The 21,631-nt window shown below is 58.6% G+C and carries 16 protein-coding genes; 11 read left to right on the forward strand and 5 right to left on the reverse strand.

Annotated elements, in window-relative coordinates; translation table 11 throughout:
* Nucleotides 1-105: 105 nt before the first annotated feature.
* On the reverse strand, nt 106-963 hold the full coding sequence (locus ACR3EM_RS10290) for an NAD(P)-dependent oxidoreductase (RefSeq protein ID WP_480470606.1): 858 nt from the start codon (nt 961-963) through the stop codon (nt 106-108).
* Between the two features lie 288 nt (nt 964-1,251).
* Between ACR3EM_RS10290 and cobS the strand changes: the two genes are divergently transcribed.
* The 6 genes from cobS to ACR3EM_RS10320 all read left to right on the forward strand — a co-directional run bounded on the left by cobS (nt 1,252) and on the right by ACR3EM_RS10320 (nt 8,224).
* Nucleotides 1,252-2,238: a cobaltochelatase subunit CobS gene (gene cobS, locus ACR3EM_RS10295; RefSeq protein ID WP_480470607.1), complete on the forward strand. Its 987-nt coding sequence runs from the start codon at nt 1,252-1,254 to the stop codon at nt 2,236-2,238.
* Between the two features lie 121 nt (nt 2,239-2,359).
* Nucleotides 2,360-4,237: a cobaltochelatase subunit CobT gene (gene cobT, locus ACR3EM_RS10300; RefSeq protein WP_480470608.1), complete on the forward strand. Its 1,878-nt coding sequence runs from the start codon at nt 2,360-2,362 to the stop codon at nt 4,235-4,237.
* A 129-nt stretch (nt 4,238-4,366) separates the two neighbouring features.
* The gene (locus ACR3EM_RS10305) at nt 4,367-6,157 is read left to right on the forward strand and encodes an aminopeptidase P family protein (RefSeq protein WP_480470609.1); all 1,791 of its coding nucleotides are present in this window, start codon (nt 4,367-4,369) and stop codon (nt 6,155-6,157) included.
* A gap of 63 nt (nt 6,158-6,220) precedes the next feature.
* Entirely contained in the window at nt 6,221-6,565 is a 345-nt protein-coding gene (locus tag ACR3EM_RS10310) for a DUF427 domain-containing protein (protein ID WP_480470610.1), read from the forward strand.
* Nucleotides 6,566-6,656: 91 nt separating this feature from the next.
* Nucleotides 6,657-7,835 carry a DUF2235 domain-containing protein gene (locus ACR3EM_RS10315; protein WP_480470611.1) on the forward strand — a complete coding sequence of 393 codons (1,179 nt, stop codon included), beginning with the start codon at nt 6,657-6,659 and terminating at the stop codon, nt 7,833-7,835.
* Nucleotides 7,832-8,224 carry a DUF333 domain-containing protein gene (locus ACR3EM_RS10320; protein ID WP_480470612.1) on the forward strand — a complete coding sequence of 131 codons (393 nt, stop codon included), beginning with the start codon at nt 7,832-7,834 and terminating at the stop codon, nt 8,222-8,224. Before ACR3EM_RS10315 ends, ACR3EM_RS10320 begins: the two co-directional genes overlap by 4 nt.
* 19 nt (nt 8,225-8,243) lie before the next feature.
* Here the strand turns inward: ACR3EM_RS10320 and ACR3EM_RS10325 are convergent, their stop codons facing one another.
* Entirely contained in the window at nt 8,244-9,017 is a 774-nt protein-coding gene (locus ACR3EM_RS10325) for a FadR/GntR family transcriptional regulator (RefSeq protein WP_480470613.1), read from the reverse strand.
* A 336-nt stretch (nt 9,018-9,353) separates the two neighbouring features.
* Here ACR3EM_RS10325 and ACR3EM_RS10330 point away from each other — a divergent pair, with 336 nt between their 5' ends.
* From ACR3EM_RS10330 to ACR3EM_RS10350, 5 genes are all read left to right on the forward strand, one after another.
* The gene (locus ACR3EM_RS10330; RefSeq protein WP_480470614.1) at nt 9,354-10,406 is read left to right on the forward strand and encodes a TRAP transporter substrate-binding protein; all 1,053 of its coding nucleotides are present in this window, start codon (nt 9,354-9,356) and stop codon (nt 10,404-10,406) included.
* 127 nt (nt 10,407-10,533) lie between these two features.
* Nucleotides 10,534-12,600 carry a TRAP transporter large permease subunit gene (locus ACR3EM_RS10335; RefSeq protein ID WP_480470615.1) on the forward strand — a complete coding sequence of 689 codons (2,067 nt, stop codon included), beginning with the start codon at nt 10,534-10,536 and terminating at the stop codon, nt 12,598-12,600.
* A 13-nt stretch (nt 12,601-12,613) separates the two neighbouring features.
* Nucleotides 12,614-14,296 carry a D-lactate dehydrogenase gene (gene dld / locus ACR3EM_RS10340; protein ID WP_480470616.1) on the forward strand — a complete coding sequence of 561 codons (1,683 nt, stop codon included), beginning with the start codon at nt 12,614-12,616 and terminating at the stop codon, nt 14,294-14,296.
* Nucleotides 14,297-14,377: 81 nt separating this feature from the next.
* Nucleotides 14,378-15,853, forward strand: coding sequence for a Y-family DNA polymerase (locus ACR3EM_RS10345; RefSeq protein WP_480470617.1), 1,476 nt, complete (start codon nt 14,378-14,380; stop codon nt 15,851-15,853).
* Nucleotides 15,850-19,233: an error-prone DNA polymerase gene (locus ACR3EM_RS10350; RefSeq protein ID WP_480470618.1), complete on the forward strand. Its 3,384-nt coding sequence runs from the start codon at nt 15,850-15,852 to the stop codon at nt 19,231-19,233. The genes ACR3EM_RS10345 and ACR3EM_RS10350 overlap by 4 nt, the downstream gene beginning before the upstream one ends.
* A gap of 5 nt (nt 19,234-19,238) precedes the next feature.
* On the opposite strand, the gene ACR3EM_RS10355 is transcribed toward ACR3EM_RS10350, so the two are convergent.
* The 3 genes from ACR3EM_RS10355 to ACR3EM_RS10365 are packed head-to-tail and all read right to left on the reverse strand — an operon-like array spanning nt 19,239 to nt 21,601.
* The gene (locus ACR3EM_RS10355) at nt 19,239-19,616 is read right to left on the reverse strand and encodes a carboxymuconolactone decarboxylase family protein (RefSeq protein WP_480470619.1); all 378 of its coding nucleotides are present in this window, start codon (nt 19,614-19,616) and stop codon (nt 19,239-19,241) included.
* Nucleotides 19,617-19,628: 12 nt separating this feature from the next.
* Nucleotides 19,629-20,717: an aromatic ring-hydroxylating oxygenase subunit alpha gene (locus ACR3EM_RS10360; RefSeq protein WP_480470620.1), complete on the reverse strand. Its 1,089-nt coding sequence runs from the start codon at nt 20,715-20,717 to the stop codon at nt 19,629-19,631.
* Nucleotides 20,714-21,601, reverse strand: coding sequence for a MurR/RpiR family transcriptional regulator (locus ACR3EM_RS10365; protein WP_480470621.1), 888 nt, complete (start codon nt 21,599-21,601; stop codon nt 20,714-20,716). Before ACR3EM_RS10365 ends, ACR3EM_RS10360 begins: the two co-directional genes overlap by 4 nt.
* Nucleotides 21,602-21,631: the final 30 nt, after the last annotated feature.

The raw sequence follows: 21,631 nt of genomic DNA on the forward strand, positions 1-21,631 counted from the left end.
TTGGCGGCCCTTTATTAGCGGTAGAGTAGTGAGCTGGTGTTTTCATGAAAACTGTGTGCCGCAAGGTGCATTGGGCGGTTTTGAGCCCTGAGAGGCTCGTTCTGATCACCTGTCTTTCTGCAAGGCTTTGAAAAGCGCCATAACATGCTCTTCCCCATAGCCGGCTTCGATTGCTTTCTCGAATAACCTGCCGAAGTAGTCCGGAAACTCCGAGTTCATACCAGCGTCAAGTGATTGCCGCCTCAGCAATTCAAGTGAGCCCTGCCAAACTGAAAGCATGGCGGTTCGTTGGTCATATGTACCATCGCGTATTGTTCCGACATGATGCTGAATTCTTGGGTTATCTGGGAACATCGAGATAAATTTCTGAAGTTCGATCCCCTCTGCACGGCAAACGTTTGCAGCGTGAAGCATTCCGGCAAACTCACCGAAACGGGTTGATAACCAGGCCAGATCAAGTGTGGACGCCGCTGCTATGTCGTCCCCAAGGAAGTCTATTCTTTCGCCCAGGCAGTCAAAGAGTGATGCAACTTGTTCAAATGTGGTCGACGAGCCAGAGATAAGTATCCTGCCATCTTTGGTTCCTATGTTTTGGGGGCCGCAGTGAATTTCTCCATCCAAATAGTCCGCGTTTTTTTCTGCCAACCAATCTCTGGCCTCTCTGGCCTGTTTCGGCAGACACGTGCTGAGCTGGACTATCGTCCGATTATCGAGCAGCGGTTGCACACGGCTGTCTCCAAAAAGAGAAAAAATAGACGTGGGATCATCCACGCATATGATCGTTGTGGGGCTTGCGGCTACGGCGTTAGAGATAGATTGAGCGACGGCGACGTTTTCACCTTCAAGCGCCGTGGCTTTTTCGATTGAACGGTTCCAAACAGTGAGGGAAATACCTGACTTCCGATAGGTCTTGGCTATCGCCGAACCCATCATCCCTAACCCAATAACCCTAACTTTGCTCATGACAAAACCTCTAGGAAAATGGCGTTATGGACAGGTTGATAGTATTGGCAACGGGCACGTCGGCCAAGGTCAGCCCCGTCGCGCCTACGGGCGTCAGCGATACCAAACGCTCAGAGTGCGCTAAGCGCCGCCTGCGTTGACGCTCCATCAACTCCGATAAGGCCAGTTTCAAAGAAAAATCCCCTCAGCTTTTGACAGGCGCGGCTTTCCCTTGCCCTTGCTTGCAATATGTTGCACCACACACGGGTTCAAACCCGGTGAGCGGGCCATAGGATAAGGACAAGGCGCATGGCTGACGGATCGATCGACATCAACGCAAAACCTACCGAGGATATCTCGGTCCGTGAGGTGTTCGGCATTGACAGCGATATGGCAGTCAAGGGCTTTGCCGAGCGCAGTGACCGGGTACCGGTGATCGACCATACCTATAAGTTCGACCCAGAGACCACACTCGCGATTTTGGCGGGCTTTGCTCACAATCGTCGGGTGATGATCCAGGGCTATCACGGCACCGGGAAGTCGACCCATATCGAACAGGTTGCGGCGCGTCTGAACTGGCCCGCCGTTCGCGTGAACCTGGACAGCCACATCAGCCGGATCGACCTGATCGGCAAGGACGCGATCAAACTGCGTGACGGCAAACAGGTCACCGAATTCCATGAAGGCATCTTGCCCTGGGCGCTGCGCAACCCGGTTGCCATCGTGTTCGACGAATATGATGCGGGTCGGGCGGATGTGATGTTTGTCATCCAGCGCGTGCTGGAGCATGACGGCAAGCTGACCCTGCTTGACCAGAACGAGATTATTACGCCGAACCCCAACTTCCGCCTGTTTGCGACCGCCAACACCGTGGGTCTGGGTGATACCACTGGCCTCTATCACGGTACACAGCAGATCAACCAGGCGCAGATGGACCGCTGGTCGCTGGTCTCGACGCTGAACTATCTCAGCCATGATGCCGAGACGATGATCGTGCTATCCAAGGCTCCTCACTACAACACCGAGAAAGGCCGCAAGACCGTCAGCCAGATGGTGACGGTCGCTGACCTAACCCGGACAGCTTTCATGAACGGTGATCTGTCGACTGTGATGAGCCCGCGGACCGTGATCAACTGGGCCCAGAATGCCGAAATCTTCCGCGATGTAGGCTACGCCTTCCGTCTGTCTTTCCTGAACAAATGCGATGAGCTTGAGCGCCAGACAGTGGCCGAGTTCTATCAGCGCTGTTTTGACGAGGAGTTGCCTGAAAGCGCCGCCTCTGCGAGCTTGGGCTAAGGACCTGAATTGTGCCCTTGCCGGGCGCAATGCCTCCGGCGGGGATATTTTTGGCCAGATGAAGGGGGATCCGGTTTCGCTTTGAGATACCGGATCGCTGCAGCACAAAGGGCGTTTGATCATGGTGCAGAAGAACGACAATCCTGCTGATCCGTTCAAGAAGGCTCTGGCCGAAGCCACTAAGGTTATGGCCGACGACCCCGAATTGTCGGTGACCTATACGGTTGATCCATCGGGCATGACGGGCGAGTCGATGCGACTGCCACAGGTGTCGCGGCGGATGACACGGGAAGAGGTATTGCTGGCCCGTGGCACGGCGGATGCATTGGCGTTGCAGCGTAAGTATCATGACGACGCAACCCATGCGCGTTATGCGCCCCCGGGCGATATGGCCCGCGATTTGTACGAGGCCATGGAAGTCGCGCGCTGCGAGGCGATGGGCGCGCGGGATATGCCCGGAACGGCGTCCAATATCGACGTCAAGATCGGGCATGAGGCGATCCGGCGTGGTTATGATCAATGCAAGCAGCCTGCGGATGCGCCTTTGGCCGTCGCGGCGGGTTATCTGATCCGGCATCTGGCAACGGGACGCGACATGCCTCCGGCGGCGGAAAATGTCATGAACCTGTGGCGCGGGTTTATTGAGGAACAGGCTGGCGGCGTTTTAGAGAACCTTGATGAGGTGCTTTCGGATCAGGCCGAATTTGCCAGGTTCGCGCGCCAGATGATCAAAGATCTGGGCTATGGCGACCAGTTGGGGGACGACCCCGATGAGCTGGATGACGAGCAGGAAGATCAGGCCGAGGAAGACGCCGAGGAACAGCCCGATCCCGACAGCACCGGACAAGACGATCAGGAAGAACAGGACGCCGACGCCAACCCGGAACAGTCGCAGGAAGAGCAGCAGGACCAATCTCAGGCTCAGGTCTCGATGGATGAGATGGCCGAGGATGAGATGGGCGATGAGGCCGAGATGCCCGAAGGCGAGGCCCCGCTGGAGCCACCTGCCCCGCCGCCCGCGTCCGAAGCAGATCCGGACTACAAGGTCTATCTGAACAGCTATGATGAAGAGATTGCGGCCGAAGATCTTGCGGAACCGGCAGAGCTGGAACGTCTGCGGGCTTATCTTGACCAACAGCTTGAACCCCTGAAAGGCGCGGTGAGCCGCCTGGCCAACAAGCTGCAGCGTCGCTTGCAGGCGCAGCAGAACCGGTCTTGGGAGTTCGACCGCGAGGAAGGCATTCTGGATGCTGGGCGTCTGGCACGTGTCGTCGCGAACCCCACGACTCCGCTGAGTTTCAAGGTCGAAAAAGATACGGAATTCCGCGATACCGTGGTGACGCTGCTGCTGGACAATTCGGGTTCGATGCGCGGGCGTCCTATCTCCATCGCAGCAATCTGCGCCGATGTTCTGGCGCGGACGCTGGAGCGCTGCAATGTGAAGGTCGAGATTCTGGGCTTTACCACTCGCGCTTGGAAAGGTGGACAGGCACGCGAAGCTTGGCTCAACGATGGCCGACCGCAGCAGCCCGGGCGTCTGAACGATCTGCGCCACATCATCTATAAGGGTGCGGATGCGCCATGGCGTCGGGCGCGGCCCAATCTGGGCCTGATGATGAAAGAGGGCCTGCTGAAGGAAAACATCGACGGTGAGGCGCTGGAATGGGCACATCGCCGGATGCTCGCGCGGCGTGAGGCGCGCAAGATCCTGATGGTGATTTCAGATGGCGCACCGGTCGATGATTCAACGCTCAGCGTCAATCCAGCCAACTATCTTGAAAAACATCTGCGTGACGTGATCGCCATGGTGGAAAAGCGCAAGATGGTGGAATTGTTGGCCATCGGGATCGGGCATGACGTGACGCGGTACTATGACCGCGCGGTGACGATCACCGATGTCGAGCAGCTGGCCGGTGCCATGACCGAACAGTTGGCCGCCCTGTTCGACAGTGATCCACGCGCTCGGGCGCGAGTTATGGGGATGAAACGGGCCGGTTAGCGGAGCGCGGGTCTACGCTACCTTCCTGAATGCGCTGCGGAACTTCCTGAACCGAGCAGAGCAAGCGGCTGGACATTTTCCGCCGCAGGCCGCAGGTTTGCGCCGATCAAACCGACGAATGAGGCCCCGATGTTCCAGAGTTTCGAAGTGACCGCGCGCCCCGAACAGGGTCCTCCTCGACTGGCCGCGTTGCGGGCCGAAATGGCAAAAGACGGGCTGGACGGTTTCCTCATCCCGCGCTCTGATGCACATCAGGGTGAATATGTGGCACCCCATGACGAGAGGCTGGCTTGGCTGACCGGGTTCACAGGTTCTGCCGGTTTCTGCGTTGCATTGACTAGCGTGGCAGGCGTATTCATCGACGGGCGCTATCGCACGCAGGTGAAGGCACAGGTGGCCGAGGAGTACACTCCGGTGCCGTGGCCGGATGTCAGCCTTAGCACTTGGCTGAAGGAACAACTGCCAGATGGCGGTAAAGTCGGGTTCGATCCGTGGCTCCATGCGGCTGGTCAGATCGCCGGCGCTCAAAAGGAACTGAAAGGCAGCGGCGTCGAATTGGTGCGCTGTGACAATCTGGTGGATCGGGTCTGGGATGACCAGCCTGAGCCACCGATGAACTCGGTCAAAGCGCATCCGATTGAGTTCGCCGGGGAAACTGCGGAAAGCAAGATCAAGCGCCTCGCCGAAGAGTTGCGGAGGTCCGGGCGCACGGCGGCAGTGATTACGCTTCCAGATTCGATCATGTGGCTGCTGAACATTCGCGGTTCGGACATTGCCTATAACCCAGTGGCGCACGGGTTTGCCATACTGCACAGTGATGGGCGTGTTGATCTGTTCATGGCCGCTGCGAAGCTGACGGAGGTGATGGATCATTTGGGCGCTCAGGTCACTGTGAATGAGCCGGAAAACTTCCTTACCACCATCGGGGCCCTTGAGGGGGCGGTGCAAGTCGACCCGAACACCGTACCGCAGATCGTGGCGGATGCGCTCGGGGATCGGATGGTCGAGGGTGGTGATCCCTGTGCATTGCCAAAGGCCTGTAAAAACCCTGCCGAGATCGCAGGCAGCGCCGAGGCGCATCTGCGTGACGCCGCGGCAGTGGTGGAATTGCTCTGTTGGTTGGACGCACAGGCCCCGGACAGCCTATCCGAAACACAAGTGGTGACCAGACTGGAAGAATGCCGCCGCCGAGACAATGCGTTGCAGGATATCTCATTTGACACCATCGCAGGCACCGGTCCGAACGGGGCCATTATGCATTATCGGGTGACCGAGGAAACGGACAGCCGGTTAGAGAATGGTCATCTGCTGGTGCTCGATAGTGGCGGGCAGTATCTGGATGGCACCACCGATATCACCCGGACCATCGCAATCGGTGACGTAGGGGATGAGGAAAAGCTATGCTTCACCCGCGTGCTAAAGGGCATGATCGCCATGTCGATGCTGCGCTGGCCGGTTGGGTTGGCAGGACGTGATATCGAATGCGTCGCACGCCTGCCGTTGTGGCTCGCGGGGCAGGATTTCAACCACGGGGTTGGACATGGCGTGGGCACCTACCTGAGCGTGCATGAAGGCCCTCAGCGTCTGTCACGGGTCAGCCATGTGCCGCTGGAGCCCGGCATGATCCTGTCCAACGAGCCGGGATATTACCGCGAAGGCGCGTTTGGCATCCGGTTGGAGAATCTTGTGGTGGTGGAAGAGGCCCCCGCCCTGCCCGGCGGCGATGACGAACGGGCTATGTTGCAATGGCGTACATTGACCTATGTGCCCATCGACCGGCGACTGATTGTCGTCGACATGATGACACGCGAAGAACGTGCCTGGTTGAACGCATATCACCGCGATGTTGCAGAAAAGATCCGACCAAGGCTGGGCGAGGACGCTCAACTGTGGTTGGATGCCGCAACTGCACCGGTCTGACACCGGATTGTTACATAGAATAGGCAATGGGGAAGCCCGTACACGACGAGGGAAGGAGTAAACATGACCAATCAGATCACGATCCGCAAAGCACCGGGTAAATGGAGCGTCCGTTCAGGCGGTGCCATTCTGGGTGAAACCAACAACGCTTTGGAGTTGTTGGAAAGCAATAAGGATCCGGTGATCTACTTCCCGCGCGCTGACATCGCCATGGCCTTTCTGGACCGGACCGACAAGGTGACCCACTGCCCGGGCAAAGGGGACGCCACGCATTTCTCGATCGTGAACAAGTCCTCGGTCACTGAAAACGCCGCCTGGAGCTACGAGAGCCCGATCGAGACCGTGGCCGAGATCAAGGATCATCTGGCGTTCTACCCCGAAGACTCCATCAAAGTAGAGCAGCTCTGACACGCAAGCTTCGCTTTAGACCGGTTAACAGCTTTGAGAAGTTCCGATAAGCTGCAGGCATTGCTTTGAATGTATTGCCTGAGGTCCTGCTGTGAAGAAAATCGTTATCTGCTGTGATGGCACCGGCAACGAGATCAAGGAAAATCAATCCAACGTTCTCAAGTTCTATCGCGTCCTGAAAGAGAGCAAAGATCAGATCGGGTTTTACGATCCGGGGGTCGGGACGATCTCGAACAGCGGTGCCTGGGATCGATTCAAGCATCAGATGAAGGGTGTCTTCGGGCTGGCGACCGGCTATGGGCTGGATGCCAATGTGCTGGATGCCTACAGGTTCCTGCTGCGCCATTATGAAGATGGGGATGAGATCTATCTGTTCGGCTTCTCGCGCGGGGCGCACACGGTGCGCGTCCTGGCCGGATTTATTAACATGGTCGGCCTGCTGCACGCGCATCAGGATCATCTGTGTTCTTACGCATTGACCGCCTATAAGCAATCCGGCGCTCAGGACAGGTTTGATTTGGCCTGGCGTGTGCAAGAGGTGCTGGATACTCGGCGCGTGACAATCCGCTTCATGGGATGCTGGGATACCGTCGCCTCGGTCATCGTACCGCGCCCGGACAGAATGTATCTGCCTTCGCTCGAGTCCCTGCCCTATACCCATACTAATCCTTGCGTGCGCGTCTTTCGCCAGTCCTGCGCCATTGATGAGCGTCGCCGCATGTTCCGACTGTCGCGCTGGACCGAGCCGCAGCTGTTCAAAACCCACCCTTTCGTCAATGATGAAGATGCCGAAAATCAGGATATTCAGCAGGTCTGGTTCGCTGGCGTGCATGGCGACAATGGCAGCGGCTACCCCGAACAGGACAGTGGAGCAGCGAAATATCCGTTGGGCTGGATGGTCGATGAGGCAAGGGCACATGGCTTGGAGTTCCGCGAGACCATGGTCAAACGTCTGGTGCAGGGAGAGACACCAAAGAATATCGCGCCCGGAAGCAAACGCGACTATGCCGCGCCCAGTGCAGATGCCAAATTGCATGATTCAATGACGTTCTGGTGGAAAATTCTTGAATATCTGCCCAAACGTAAAAAATGGCATGATGATCCTGAGATACGCAAAGAAGGTGGCTTTTATTTTCCGATGAAAGAGCCACGCTTTATCCCCGAAGGTGCATTGATCCATACTTCGGTACAGGAAAGAATGGAACTGAATCCGGGCTATGCCCCGGAGAATCTTCCTAAGAGCGAACCAACCCCGGCGAGGAGCGAATGATAAAGCTGAACCCGATGATCATGGCACTTGCACTGCTGAGCCCTGCAGGCGCGCTGGCCAATACTGGTCTGGCCAATCCGGCGGCAACCTATTGCATCGCTCAGGGCGGGCTCTACGGCATACAAGACGGAACTGATGGCCAAACCGGAATATGCCAGCTACCGGACGGCACCAAGGTCGACGCTTGGACCTATTTTCGCGAAAATAATGCAGATCACAAAAGTGACAGCTTTACCCGGCTTGCAAACCCGGCGGCAACGTATTGCATCGAAATCGGCGGCAGCTATCGGATTGAGGACACCGACCAAGGTCAGGTCGGAATTTGCACAAAACCCGATGGCACATCGCTGGACGCTTGGGATCTGTTTCGGGCCGATCATCCAGAATAGCCCTGCAGAGTCGCAGATTTCAGACCGAATATAACCGTCGTTTCGAGGCGCGTATTTCACGCGCCTGTTGCTCTTGCCCTTTTCGGAATGAGCTCTCGACGAAATCCATGTGATCGCGGGCCGCAGTTTCGGCCCGCTCTGGATCCCCCTCCAGAATGGACTGCGCGATTTCCTTGTGTTGCGCCAGCAACAACTCGCCCGAGCCGTCCATCGTTCTCAGAAATCGGCGGTTATAAAAGACACCCTGACGCGTCAGATCATAAACCGAAGCCATCATGTGGATCAGCGTCGTGTTCTGACTGGCATCCACCACCGCCGAATGCAGACGAAAATCCGCTTCCTCACTGGCATCCGCATCATCATCTTCCCACGCCTTTTGCATCTCGCCTATGATCTCAGAGATGCGCTCCTTGTCGGATTGCGTCGCCCGCTGTGCAGCCAGACGGCTGGCAAAGATCTCCTGCTCACGTCGATATTCCAGATAATCATAGAACGCCCCGCCATGCCGGGCGTAAAGCGACAGGAGTGCCGGCGACATTGCCCGGCCGGTCAGCGCGGCGATGAACGTCCCCTCACCATGACGCACTGAAACCAGGCCGCGCTGTTCGAGAATCTGCAACGCCTCGCGCAGCTTGGGGCGCGAGACAGACATGGCCTCGGCCAGATCCCGTTCCGAGGGCAATCTGCGGCCTTCTTTCAGGATGCCATCGACGATCATCGTCTCGATCTGCTCGACCACCGCATCAGCAATTGATTCGTGGCCGACAGGCTCAAATGGGCTGTTGTTGCTCATGTCTGCTCCGCGGCCTACCAGAAATCACAAAATATAAGTTGTTCACAAAATTTACCAATTGACTGAATTTATGCAAGTAAAAATACCCAAAAATACGGATATACCCGACAGATATATCTATCTGGTGATTAACGATAAATCCGTAATATCACTCCATTTGGCTAAAATTTCTCCTTGTTCGACACAGTCGCGAAACGCCACTGATCGAATCAGAAGTGGTAAATAAAATTGTTGACTAACCTTCATGGTAAAAAATATTTACCTCTTCATATCACCGCCACGGCGGGAATTCCGTCAGCCGATCCCACAGCTGGCATATACCCTGGAGGAGAACCCATGAAGACCACCCTGACATCGCTTGCCGTTGCTGCCTCGCTGTTGGCCGCTCCGGTTGCCCACGCGGCGGACAAGATGCTGCTGAAAACACCGATCGCGTTTTCGACCGCTTTGCCCGGTCTCGGCTCGCCGATCCCGCGCGTGGCTGAACAGCTGGACCTGATGTCCGGCGGCACGCTGAAGATGAAGGTTTATGAGCCCGGCAAGCTGGTCCCGCCGTTTGAAATTCTGGATGCGGTGTCTTCGGGCAAGATCAACTCGGGCTACACCACTGCCGGATACTGGGCGGGTAAGATTCCGGCTGCACCGTTGTTCTCGGCCGTTCCGTTTGGCCCCGAGGCGGGCGAATACATGGCGTGGCTGTACTATGGCAACGGCATGAATCTGTATCAGGAGATGTATGATCAGGCGGGCTTCAACGTCCATGTCATCCCCTGCGCGATCATTGCCCCCGAAACCTCGGGCTGGTTCGCGAATGAGATCAACAGTCCCGAAGATCTGAACGGCCTGAAAATGCGCTTTTTCGGTTTGGGCGGTGAAGTGATGCAGAAACTGGGCGTGGCGACCTCTCTGCTGCCCGGTGGCGAAATCTTCCCGGCACTGGAAAAAGGCGCGATTGACGCGACCGAATTCTCGATGCCTGCCATCGACGCGCGGCTCGGTTTCCACAAGCTGGTCAAGTACAACTATTTCCCCGGCTGGCACCAGCAGGCGACTGTGTTTGAGTTGATGATCAACAAAGACGTCTGGAACGAAGCCAGCGATCAGCACAAGGCGATCATCGAAAACGCCTGTAAGGCATCGATGGCCGACAGTTTTGCCGAAGGTGAAGCGATCCAGCACGCGGCCCTGTTGGACAACGTCGAAAACAACGGCGTCCAGATCAAGCAGTGGAATGATGAAATGCTGTCGACCTTCCGCGCGACCTGGGATGAGGTTGCTGCCGAACAGGCCGCGAACGATGAGTTCTTTGCCAAGGTTTTGGCCGACATGACCGAGTTCCGCGACGGCTACGCCGTCTGGAAAGAGAACGCGTTCCTCCCCCGCAAGTAAAATAATCGCTTGCGATCGTCTGAGGGCGGCCTCTCCCGCCGCCCTTGGACAATGCTGATTTTCTTTATTTTCCCAAGCATCCCGGGCGCATTCACGTCCCCATCGCCGAAATCTCGAGGAGGAGACCATGGCCGAGACACAGCGTCAGCACGACGATCCGATTGAAGTCTATGAAAGCATCCTTGAGCATGGTGAACCCGACCGTCAGAGGTTGGCGGTGGCAATCGACAACGGCGTCAAGGCGGTAGGCCATGTGGTCATGTGGGCCAACCTGCTGCTGGTTGCGGCCATCGTCTCGCAAGTGGCGCTGCGCTATTTGCTCAATCAGAATTATCCCAAGCTGGACGAGATCCAGTGGCATTTCTACGGGTTGGTGACGATGGTCGGCATCTCGTATGCCTTGGTCACCGACAGTCATGTGCGGGTCGACCTGCTGCATATGCAGCTCAGCCAGCGCGCGCGCCGGATCATTGAGATCATCGGAATCTTCACCCTGCTTGTGCCGTTCATCTATCTGATGATCGATCAGGGGTATGACTATTTTTACGAAAGCTGGCGCGTCAATGAATCCTCGGACAGCCCTACCGGTCTGCCCGCTCGTTGGGCTTTGAAAGGTATCATCCCAGCCAGTTTCATTTTGTTGGCTCTGGCAGCAGGGGCGCGACTGATCCATGACATCCATGCTCTGTTCATGAACCTGGATGAAGAGCGTCAGGGCAAGGGCCTGCGCCTGATCATCTGGGCCCTTCTGGGCTTTGCTGTTGTGGCGACTGCGCTAACCTTCCTGGTTGAGACAACCGAAGAAAAACTGGTCATCGCCATGTTCCTGACCTTCATCGCGTTGCTGTTCACTGGCTTCCCGGTGGCGTGGACACTTGCGGGAGTCGGTGTTGCCTATTGCGGTCTGGCCTATCTGTTCGACAACGGCTTGATGAACTGGACCGGGCTTGAGGAAACGCTGACCGGGCTGGATTATCTGACGCTGGGTGCGGTGGTGAACCGGGTTTATGCCACCATGTCAAACGCCGTTTTGGTCGCCTTGCCGATGTTCATTTTCATGGGCCTGATGTTGGATGAATCCGGTGTGGCCGAGCGTCTGATGTCTTCGATGCAGCGTCTGTTTGGTACGGTGCGCGGCGGGCTGGCGATCACGGTGACGATGATCGGGATCATTCTGGCTGCTTCGACCGGCATCATCGGAGCCTCGGTCGTTCTGCTGGGCGTGTTGTCTCTGCCCTCGATGATGGAGCAGAAATACAGTCCTTCGCTGGCCGCCGGTGTGGTCAGTGCGTCAGGCACACTGGGCATCCTGATCCCGCCGTCGATCATGTTGGTAATCATGGCGGATCAGATGGCACTGTCGGTTGGTGATCTGTTCATGGCTGCGGTCTTCCCTGGCGTGATCATCGGCGCGCTGTATCTGACCTATATCTTCGTCATCGCCCTGATCAAACGCGACGTGGCCCCGGTGCCCGAGGGTGCTAAGCGGCCCGACTGGGCTGCCGTCAAAGATGTGCTGATCGCCGTGCTGCCGACGCTGGCGCTGATCCTTGCTGTGCTTGGCTCAATCTTTGCGGGCCTGACAACGCCGACCGAAGCCTCAGGCGTAGGCGCGCTGGGTGCCACACTGCTGGCGCTTGGCTATCGCAAACTGACGCTGGCGAAACTGGTGAATGTGCTGAAGGCCACGTTTAACACCACCGCCTACATCTTTGCGATCTTCCTTGGCGCAACCGTTTTCTCATACGTCCTGCGCGAACTGGGCGGCGATGCGCTGATCGAGGACATGATCCATGGTACTGGGCTTGGTCCCAACGGCACCGTCTTCATGATCCTCTTCATCGTCTTCTTGTTGGGCTTCGTGCTGGACTGGATCGAAATCACACTCATCGTGCTGCCCTTGATGCGCCCCATCGTAAATGGACTAGGTCTGGATATCGACGGCTTTGGCGTCATTGATGAGCCCGCGCTGGTGTGGTTCGTGATCCTCGTCGCGGTGACCCTGCAAACCTCATTCCTGACACCGCCTGTTGGTTTTGCGCTATTCTACCTAAAAGGGGTCTGCCCGCCCGAGATCAAGCTGACCGATATCTACAAAGGCATCATCCCGTTCGTGATCCTGCAGTTGACCGGTCTGTTCTTCGTTTTCCTTTGGCCTCAACTGGCCACGTGGCTGCCCTCGGTCGCGTATTAAGGAGGGCTGTGGGATGACCGAAGCCGATCTGATCAAGCGTCTTCAGGCCATTTGCGGGCGGCGGCATGTGTTGACCTCGGCCCGCAGCACCCGTCGCTTTCGCCGAGGGTTCAGGTCGGGTGAAGGTGATGCGCTGGCGGTGGCTCAGCCCGCTACGCTGCTGGAGCAATGGCAGGTGCTGCAGGCCTGTGTCGCAGCCGACAAGATCGTCATCATGCAAGCGGCCAATACTGGCTTGACCGAAGGCTCTACCCCCAAAGGCAGCTATGATCGCGATGTGGTTTTGATCAACACGCGGCGGATTGACGACCTGCATCTGATCAATGATGGCAAGCAGGTTATCAGCTTTCCGGGCAGCACCTTGTTTGCACTGGAGAAGCTGCTGGACCCGATCGGGCGGCAGCCGCATTCAGTGATCGGATCGTCTTGCATCGGTGCTTCGGTCGTGGGCGGGGTGTGTAACAACTCGGGTGGTTCGCTGGTCGAACGCGGCCCCTCCTATACCGAGCTGTCTCTGCACGCCCGCATCACGCGGGATGGTGAGCTGGAGTTGGTCAACCATCTGGGTATGAACTTAGGTGACACGCCCGAAGAAATCCTGACCCGACTGCAAAACGGCTATTTCAGCACAACAGATATCGAGACTGACAATCGCAAGGCTTCCGACACCGACTATGCCCGCCGGGTGCGCAACGTGGATGCGGACACGCCGGCCCGGTTCAATGCCGACAAATCCCGTCTGTATGAGGCCGCTGGATGCGCCGGAAAACTGGCTGTTTTTGCTGTCCGGCTGGACACATACCCCAAGAATGACAGCGAACGCACCTTCTATATCGGCGCCGAGGACACCAGCTCCCTGACCGAACTACGCCGTCGCATCTTGTCAGGCTTCAAGACCCTGCCGGTCAGCGCCGAGTATATGCATGAAGAGGTCTTCGACATCTCGGATCGCTACGGCAAGGACACCATGGTGATGATCGACAAGCTAGGTACCGACCGTTTGCCCACTTTCTTTGCGCTGAAAGGTGCGGTGGATGCCCGGTTAGAGGGTATTCCGGGCCTGTCGAACTTCACCGACCGTTTCATGCAGTTCGCCATGCGGTTCTGGCCCGATATTCTACCTCAGCGGATGCGCGCGTATCACGAACGCTATCCCCATCATTTGATCCTGAAAATGCGCGACGGCGGCATTGATGAAGCCCGCGCATTACTGCGCGATATGGTGGACGACAACCAACTGGATTTCTTCGAATGCGACCCGCGCGAGGCTAAGATTGCTGGCCTGCACCGCTTTGCTGCCGCCGGGGCCGCGATCCGCTATATGAAAGTGCACGCACATGAGGTCGAAGACATCATCGCGCTGGACATCGCCCTGCGCCGCAATGATGTGGACTGGTTCGAGGAGTTGCCCCCCGAGTTAGCGGATCAACTGGTCAGCAAGCTCTATTACGGGCACTTCATGTGCCACGTTCTGCATCAGGATTACATCGTGAAGAAGGGGGCCAACCCCAAGGCGCTAAAATCTGCGATGCTAGAGATACTGGATCAGCGCGGGGCCGAATACCCGGCCGAACACAATGTCGGGCACCTTTATACGGCCAAGCCGGATCTGGCGGCATTCTACAAATCGGTCGACCCGACCAACAGCATGAACCCCGGTATCGGGAAAATGTCGCGGAACAAGCACTATAGCTGACGGGCTTTTTGACCACGAAAGACTCGACTCTGCATCCAAGGAAACCTAAAAAGAACAAATATAGAACATTTGGTTTCCGGCATGCTCGATGGCACTCGACGGCGTATCGTATCACTGTGGTTTCCCCGGCTGGCAAGTGACCGGGCTCTGCGCCTGCGCCCAGTCGACGGGCCGTTTGTTCTGACGCTGAAACAGAACAATGCAAACCGGGTGTATTGCCTGAATGTGCAGGCCCAGCGGCAAGGGCTGGATCGCGGCATGCCCTATTCCGATGCCCGCGCCTTTTGCCCCGATCTGCAAAGCCACCCGGCCGACCCGCAGGGGGATCAGCGGTTTCTGCACGCCCTGCGCCGCTGGGCCACGCGCTATTGCCCCTGGGTCGGGCTCGAGGGTGAGGATGGGCTGGTTCTGGACATCACCGGATCGGCGCACCTTGCGGGCGGGGAAGAGATGATGCTGACCGATATGCGCAGGCGTCTGGCCCGCGCCGGGTTGGCGGTACAGATCGGCCTTGCCCCAACGCGCGGCGCGGCCTGGGCCTTGGCACATTATGGCGAAGGGATCGCGGGTGAGGACACGCTGAAAGCGATCCGCGCTCTGCCGGTGGCAGCGCTGCGGCTGGATGAGGATACCTCGATCGCGCTGCAACGGCTGGGCCTGCGCCGGATTGGCGAGCTGGCGCAAACCCCGCGCGCGCCATTAACGCGCCGATTTGGCCCCGCGGTTTTGATGCGGCTGGATCAGGCGCTGGGGGATCAACCCGAACAGATCACGCCGCTGGCCGATCCGCCCCATTATGGCGTGCGCATGACCCTGCCCGAACCCATTGGCTTGCTGTCCGATATGATGGCCGGGGCCGAACGGCTACTGGAACGGCTCTGCGACAAGCTGAAAACGCAGGAGATGGGCGCGCGCAAGCTGTGCATGACCCTGCGTCGGGTGGATCAGGATCACCAGCAGGTCGAGCTGCGCCTTGCCCGCCCCCTGCGTGACCCGCATCGCATCCTGCCCCTGTTCGAACGCGGGCTGGCCGAGGTGGATGCGGGCTTCGGGATCGATCAGTTCCGGCTGCAGGCCACGCAGGTGGAACCCCTGCCGGTGCGTCAGGTCAGCCGCGCCGTAAGCCGGGACAAGGATCAGCTGGACGACCTGATCACCCGCATCGGCACCCGGATCGGGCTGGAACAAATCCACCGCCTGCTGCCTGTGCAAAGCCATATCCCCGAGCGCAGCTTCATCATCTCGCCCGCCGCTTATTCCGATCCCGCAGGCGGTTGGTGCGCTCTGCGCCCCCGCCCCCTGCAGCTGTTCCCCCCGGAACCCATCGCAGGGTCAGGGGCCCACCCGCCGCGCCGCTTTCGCTGGCGGCACATGTCGCTGACCACAGGCCGTTCAACCGGCCCCGAGCGCATCTGTCCCGAATGGTGGCTGGAGGATGAGAACTGGCGCAGCGGTCTGCGCGACTACTGGCAGGTCGAGACGCAGCAGGGGCGGCGGTTATGGCTGTTTCACACCCCTCAAAATCCGGGATGGTTCGTGCATGGAGAATTCGCATGATCGAGGTGAACCGTACTCATCGTCCCGTTGAAGCGTTTCGCCGAGACCTGCTGGGGTCTCACATTAATGGCCCCGGCTATGCCGAGTTGGGCGTGACCACCAATTTCACCTTCCTGACCGGGGCCTCGCATCCCGAAGAACTGGTGACCCGCGCGGCTGAGCTGGGCCTGAAGGCCATCGCGATCACCGACCGGAATTCTCTGGCCGGGGTTGTTCGGGCCTGGACCGCATTGAAAGAGCTGCGGCGTGAAGCCGAGAAAGAGGTGCAGATACGGTCTCAGCACCGGGTCGATTCCTGTTCGCGGCAGGAAATTGGCCACCCACAGCCGATTGCCAAACCCGATGCGCCCGGGCTGCCGCAACTGATCGTCGGCTGCCGTCTGGTATTGCGCGACAGCTCCGTGCACTGGCTGGCCCTGCCCCGCGACCGTGCCGCCTATCAGCGGCTGACCCGCCTGCTGACCCTCGGCAAGCGGCGGGCTGAGAAAGGGGAGTGCCATCTGGATATGAAGGACATGCTGAGGGCCTGTCAGGGGATGATCCTGATCGCGTTGCCGCAGGCGGGGGTGCGGCAGGCCATCCCGGATATCCAAAGGATCAGAAGGCAGTTTCCCAACGCTGTCTTTCTGGGGGCCGCGCCGCGCTATGACGGTAGCGACCGGACCTATCTGGCGGCTTGCGCGCGGGCCTCGCAAAAGGCCTCGGCCCCTATGGTTGCGGTGGGGGATGTGCTGATGCACCGCGCCAGCCGCCGCCAGCTGGCCGACGTGCTGACCTGCATGCGCGAGCACGTCACGATTGACCAGATCGGCACACGCGCCCTGCCCAACGCCGAACGGCGATTAAAAGGCTATGCCGACATGGCCCGGCTGTTTCAGGACCACCCCGGCGCGCTGCGCCGCACGCTGGAAATCGCCGACCGCTGTAGTTTTGATCTGAGCGAGCTGTCGTATGAATATCCCGACGAGATCGCCAGCAGCGAGACCCCGCAAGCGCGGCTGGAGCGTCTGGCACGAGAAGGGTTGAAGCGGCGTTATCCCGATGGCCCCTCTGAAAAAGCCATCAGCCTGATGAAAAAGGAACTGGCACTGATCGCGGAACTGGATTTCCCGGCCTATTTCTTGACCGTGCATGACATTGTGCAATTCGCCCGCTCGCAAGGCATTCTGTGTCAGGGGCGCGGATCAGCCGCCAATTCGATCCTGTGCTATCTGCTGGGCATCACCGATGTCAGCCCCGACATGATCGCCATGGTGTTCGAGCGTTTTGTGTCAAAACACCGGGGCGAGCCGCCGGATATCGACGTGGATTTTGAACACGAGCGGCGCGAAGAGGTGATCCAGTGGATTTACGAGCAGTATGGCCGACACCGCGCGGGCCTCTGTGCCACGGTCATCCATTTCCGATCCCGCGCGGCAATCCGCGAGGTGGGCAAGGTGATGGGCCTGTCTCAGGACGTCACCGCGGGCCTGTCCGGCCAGATCTGGGGAATGAGCAATGGCGGCGTTGATGCCGAGAGGTTGCAGGAACTGGGCCTCGACCTCAAAGACCGGCGCCTGATGCAGACGGTTCGACTGATTGGCGAGATCATCGGCTTCCCCCGCCATCTGTCGCAGCATGTAGGCGGGTTTGTCATCACCAAAGGGCGGCTGGATGAGCTGTGCCCGATTGAAAACGCCGCGATGGAAGATCGCACCGTGATCGAGTGGGACAAGGACGACATCGATGCGCTTGGCATTCTGAAGGTGGATATATTGGGGCTGGGGATGCTCAGCTGCATCCGCAAGGCGTTTGACCTGATGCAGCAACACAACAGCGAAACCCTCAGCATCGCCACCGTCCCGCAAGAGGATACGGCGACCTATGACATGCTGTGTGCCGCTGATGCGGTGGGCGTGTTTCAGGTCGAAAGCCGGGCACAGATGAATTTCCTGCCCCGGATGCGGCCGCGCGAGTTCTATGATCTGGTGATCGAGGTCGCCATCGTCCGCCCCGGCCCCATTCAGGGCGATATGGTGCAGCCCTATATCCGGCGGCGCAACGGGCTGGAAAAGTCCGAACCCTTCGGCCCCGCCTTGGAAGAGGTGACACGACGCACGCTGGGCGTGCCGCTGTTTCAGGAACAGGCCCTGCAAATCGCGGTGGTAGGCGCTGGGTTTTCGGCGGAAGAGGCTGATCACCTGCGCCGCTCGCTGGCCTCGTTCCGGCGCATGGGGACGATTGGCACCTATCGCGACAAGTTCATCGCAGGGATGCTGAACAATGGCTATACACCCGAGGTCGCCGACCGCTGCTTTGGCCAGATCGAAGGGTTTGCCGATTACGGCTTTCCCGAAAGCCATGCCGCAGCTTTTGCCATGCTGGCCTATGTCTCGGCCTGGATGAAATGCCACCACCCGGCAATCTTTGCCTGCGCGCTGCTGAATTCGCAGCCCATGGGGTTTTACGCGCCTGCCCAAATCGTGCGCGACGCGCGCGAGCATGGGGTCGAGATTCGTCCGGTCTGCGTCAATGCCTCGACCTGGGATAACCTGCTGGAACGCCGCGCCGACGGGGCGCTGGCCCTGCGGCTGGGTTTTCGCCAGATCAAAGGGTTCAAGCAGGAGGATGCGGATTGGATCGTGGCTGCGCGGGGCAATGGGTATCCGGACCCCGAAACGCTGTGGCTGCGGGCCGGATTGCGCCCGGATGTGCTGACCCGTCTGGCCGAGGCGGATGCGTTTTCCGGCATGGACCTGACCCGGCGCGACGCCCTGTGGCATGTCAAAGCCATCCGCAGCCGGACCGCCCTGCCGCTGTTCAATGACCCCATCGATGGTGAGAGCATCAATGAGCCGCAGGTCAACCTGCCGGTGATGCATCTGGGCGAGGAGGTGGTCGAGGATTATGTCTCGACCCGCCTGACCCTGCGTTCACACCCGATGGAGCTGTTGCGCCCCTCCATCCCCAGCCTTGTGCCGCATGCCACGCTGCAGGACATCCCGCTGGGCCGCTACAGCGTGTGTGGGCTGGTGATCACACGCCAACGGCCGGGAACCGCCTCGGGCGTGATCTTTCTGACGCTCGAGGATGAAACCGGTGTCAGCAATGTGGTTGTCTGGCCCAAGGTCTATGAACGATTTCGCCGCATCGTGATGGGCGGGCGGCTGCTGCAGGTCCGTGGATATCTGCAACGCGAGGGAATCGTCGTGCATCTGATCGCGCAGGAAATCACCGATATGTCGCACAAACTGTCCGAGCTTGGACATCCGCTGGACGAAGCTATCGGCATCACCCAACCCCAAGCGGATGACACCCCGCGCCCCCGCCAGAACGGACCAAGCGCCCGCCATCCGCGTGAGCAGGCCAAACGGCTGTTTCCAAGCCGGGATTTTCACTAAGGCGCTTAGCCCTCAATCACCTTGCGGGCCACGCGGAAGCATTCCAGCGCCTGCGGCACGCCGCAATAGATGCCTATGACATGGATGATGGCGCGGATTTCCTCGGTCGTGACGCCGTTGTTGATCGCACCCCGGCAATGGATTTCCCATTCATGCATTTTGCCCAGCGCACCGATCATCGACAGGTTCATCATGGACCGTGTCTTGGCGTCGATCACATCGTCACCCCAGCCGAAGCCCCAGCACCAAGCGGTCATCGCTTCCTGAAACGGGCGGGTAAAATCATCGGCAGCGGCCAGATTCTTTTCCACATACTCCGCGCCCAGCGTCGCCTTGCGCTGTTCCAGACCTTTCAGGAACAGGTCTTCGTCAAATGTGCTCATCACTCGGTCCTTTTATTGAGGCTGCCCGTCAACCGCTTCGCGCATCCATTTTTGTAGATGCATGACGGGATGTTCCGAATTTACCCCACCTTTGGGATCGACGACCAGAGGGCCCGGACGATATCCGCGCGAATGCAGGCCACGCTGTACGGATTCGACCAGCCGGATATCCTCTTCCACCGTTGTTGCCCGATCCTGTGCAGCAAGTTGCCTTATCTTCTGGTCGTCCATGCCACCCACCGAATACCAACCGCGCCAAACCACCACGTGGTCGGCATCCACAGCACGCCAGTGATAGGTGTTCAGCACGTTCCCCGGATAGACCTGAAACGAGAACATCGGCCAGAGGAACCAACTGGAATACTCATCGAAATGCTCAAAGCCTGACTTAATGTCATAAGTCATGTTCTCGAGGCTTTGGCATTCCGTCGTGTGGCGCAGGCACATGCCCTGAGGCTGAATGTCATAGGTTTCCGGCCTGACCACGCCATTGGCAAAAGTCGGATGGTTGAGCGAGCAATGGTAGCACTCCGAGTAATTCTCGACTGAGACCTTCCAGTTGCACAGTTCCGGTATCTCGACCCATTCCAACGGCTTCAGATCGGCCCAGTTGGGCACCCATTCCTCAAGCTCGGCGCGGGCGTTCGGAAACCACTCATCCATGGGCGCAGCGTTGGGATCGAGATTGACGAAGACAAAGCCCAGGAACTCTTCGGTGCGCACTTCGTTCAGACACACGGAGGATTTGTCGAACCCTTCAACCGCCTTGAGGTTCGGCCCGGCCCGCAACTCTCCGGTCAACTCATAGGTCCAGGCGTGATAGGGGCAGACCACAACGCGCGTGGTGCCTGTGCCCTCGACCAGTTGATGGGCGCGGTGCTGACATACATTGTAGAACACGCGGATCTTCGAGTCGCGCCCGCGAATGGCAAACAGGTCCTGCCCGGCAACCTCGAAGGCCACATAAGCGCCCGGCTCAGCCAGTTCAGATGCATGGCAACCAAACTGCCAGGTACGCGCGAGCAACCCTTCCGTTTCCAACCGAAATATGGCGGGATCAGTATAATACCGGGCTGCAAGAGATTGGATGGGTGCTGTCACGTGTCCTCCGAGTGATAAAGGCCAAGCTGATGGCGACGTTTATGAAAAGTTTCGACCCGCTCGACGATCTCGTCGCTGGCAACGGCGATCACAAAGGACAGCAGCGTTTCCAGCAAGGCAACCGTACTGACCGAGGACGGGAAGAATTGCGGTGTGTCCGCCGAGATGACAAAACCATGGTCGGCGCTGCGTAGAATTGGGCTGGCGGGACTGTCGGACAGGCCCACGACCTTCAGGCCCTGTTCCTTTGCGACATGAACCGCCTCGACCACCTCGTTGCGATAAGGCTTGCAGGTCATGGCGATCAGAACGTCGCGTTCTTCGGCCCACGCCAGATCGTCGATCGGATTCGATCCGGGGCGCGGGATTGCGTGGAACTGCACCATCCCGGTCGACGCCAGATAGACAAAGTTCCGCGCATTCGAGTTGTTTACGCCCACGCCCAGCACGAACACATTGCGCGAATTCCAGATGTCTTCGGCGGCGGCTTTCAACTGTTCGGACGAGATATTGGCAAAGGTCTCCTCGACATTGCGCAGGGCGTCCTGAACCATATCCGCATATAACCCGCCCATATTGCCGGACTTGCGAATATCCTGCAGCCAGCGGGCGCGATCCGGGAAATCAGCCTGCCCGCGCCGGATCGCCTCGCGGAAGGGCACGCGGAAATCCTCGTAGCCATCGAACCCGACCTGCCGCGCCATGCGGACGATGGTGTTGGGCTTCACATTCGCGGCCTCGGCGATTTCCCGCACCGTCGAAACCCCCACATCGCGCGGGTTTTCCAGCACATAAGTGGCGGCCTTGCGCGCTTCTGGTGTCAGCTCGGACAGTTCGTCCGCCAACCGCTCAAGAATCGTATTTGATACATTTGTCCCATTCATGATTGACGATGGTACTTTTGTTTGCTTACG

The sequence above is a fragment of the Ruegeria sp. AH3 genome, from assembly GCF_056536265.1.

Coding starts and splice junctions, on each gene's coding strand:
- ACR3EM_RS10290 (WP_480470606.1), bottom strand. CDS start 963: ATGAGCAAAGTTAGGGTTATTGGGTTAGGGATGATGGGTTCGGCGATA.
- cobS (WP_480470607.1), top strand. CDS start 1,252: ATGGCTGACGGATCGATCGACATCAACGCAAAACCTACCGAGGATATC.
- cobT (WP_480470608.1), top strand. CDS start 2,360: ATGGTGCAGAAGAACGACAATCCTGCTGATCCGTTCAAGAAGGCTCTG.
- ACR3EM_RS10305 (WP_480470609.1), top strand. CDS start 4,367: ATGTTCCAGAGTTTCGAAGTGACCGCGCGCCCCGAACAGGGTCCTCCT.
- ACR3EM_RS10310 (WP_480470610.1), top strand. CDS start 6,221: ATGACCAATCAGATCACGATCCGCAAAGCACCGGGTAAATGGAGCGTC.
- ACR3EM_RS10320 (WP_480470612.1), top strand. CDS start 7,832: ATGATAAAGCTGAACCCGATGATCATGGCACTTGCACTGCTGAGCCCT.
- ACR3EM_RS10325 (WP_480470613.1), bottom strand. CDS start 9,017: ATGAGCAACAACAGCCCATTTGAGCCTGTCGGCCACGAATCAATTGCT.
- ACR3EM_RS10330 (WP_480470614.1), top strand. CDS start 9,354: ATGAAGACCACCCTGACATCGCTTGCCGTTGCTGCCTCGCTGTTGGCC.
- ACR3EM_RS10335 (WP_480470615.1), top strand. CDS start 10,534: ATGGCCGAGACACAGCGTCAGCACGACGATCCGATTGAAGTCTATGAA.
- dld (WP_480470616.1), top strand. CDS start 12,614: ATGACCGAAGCCGATCTGATCAAGCGTCTTCAGGCCATTTGCGGGCGG.
- ACR3EM_RS10345 (WP_480470617.1), top strand. CDS start 14,378: ATGCTCGATGGCACTCGACGGCGTATCGTATCACTGTGGTTTCCCCGG.
- ACR3EM_RS10350 (WP_480470618.1), top strand. CDS start 15,850: ATGATCGAGGTGAACCGTACTCATCGTCCCGTTGAAGCGTTTCGCCGA.
- ACR3EM_RS10355 (WP_480470619.1), bottom strand. CDS start 19,616: ATGAGCACATTTGACGAAGACCTGTTCCTGAAAGGTCTGGAACAGCGC.
- ACR3EM_RS10365 (WP_480470621.1), bottom strand. CDS start 21,601: ATGAATGGGACAAATGTATCAAATACGATTCTTGAGCGGTTGGCGGAC.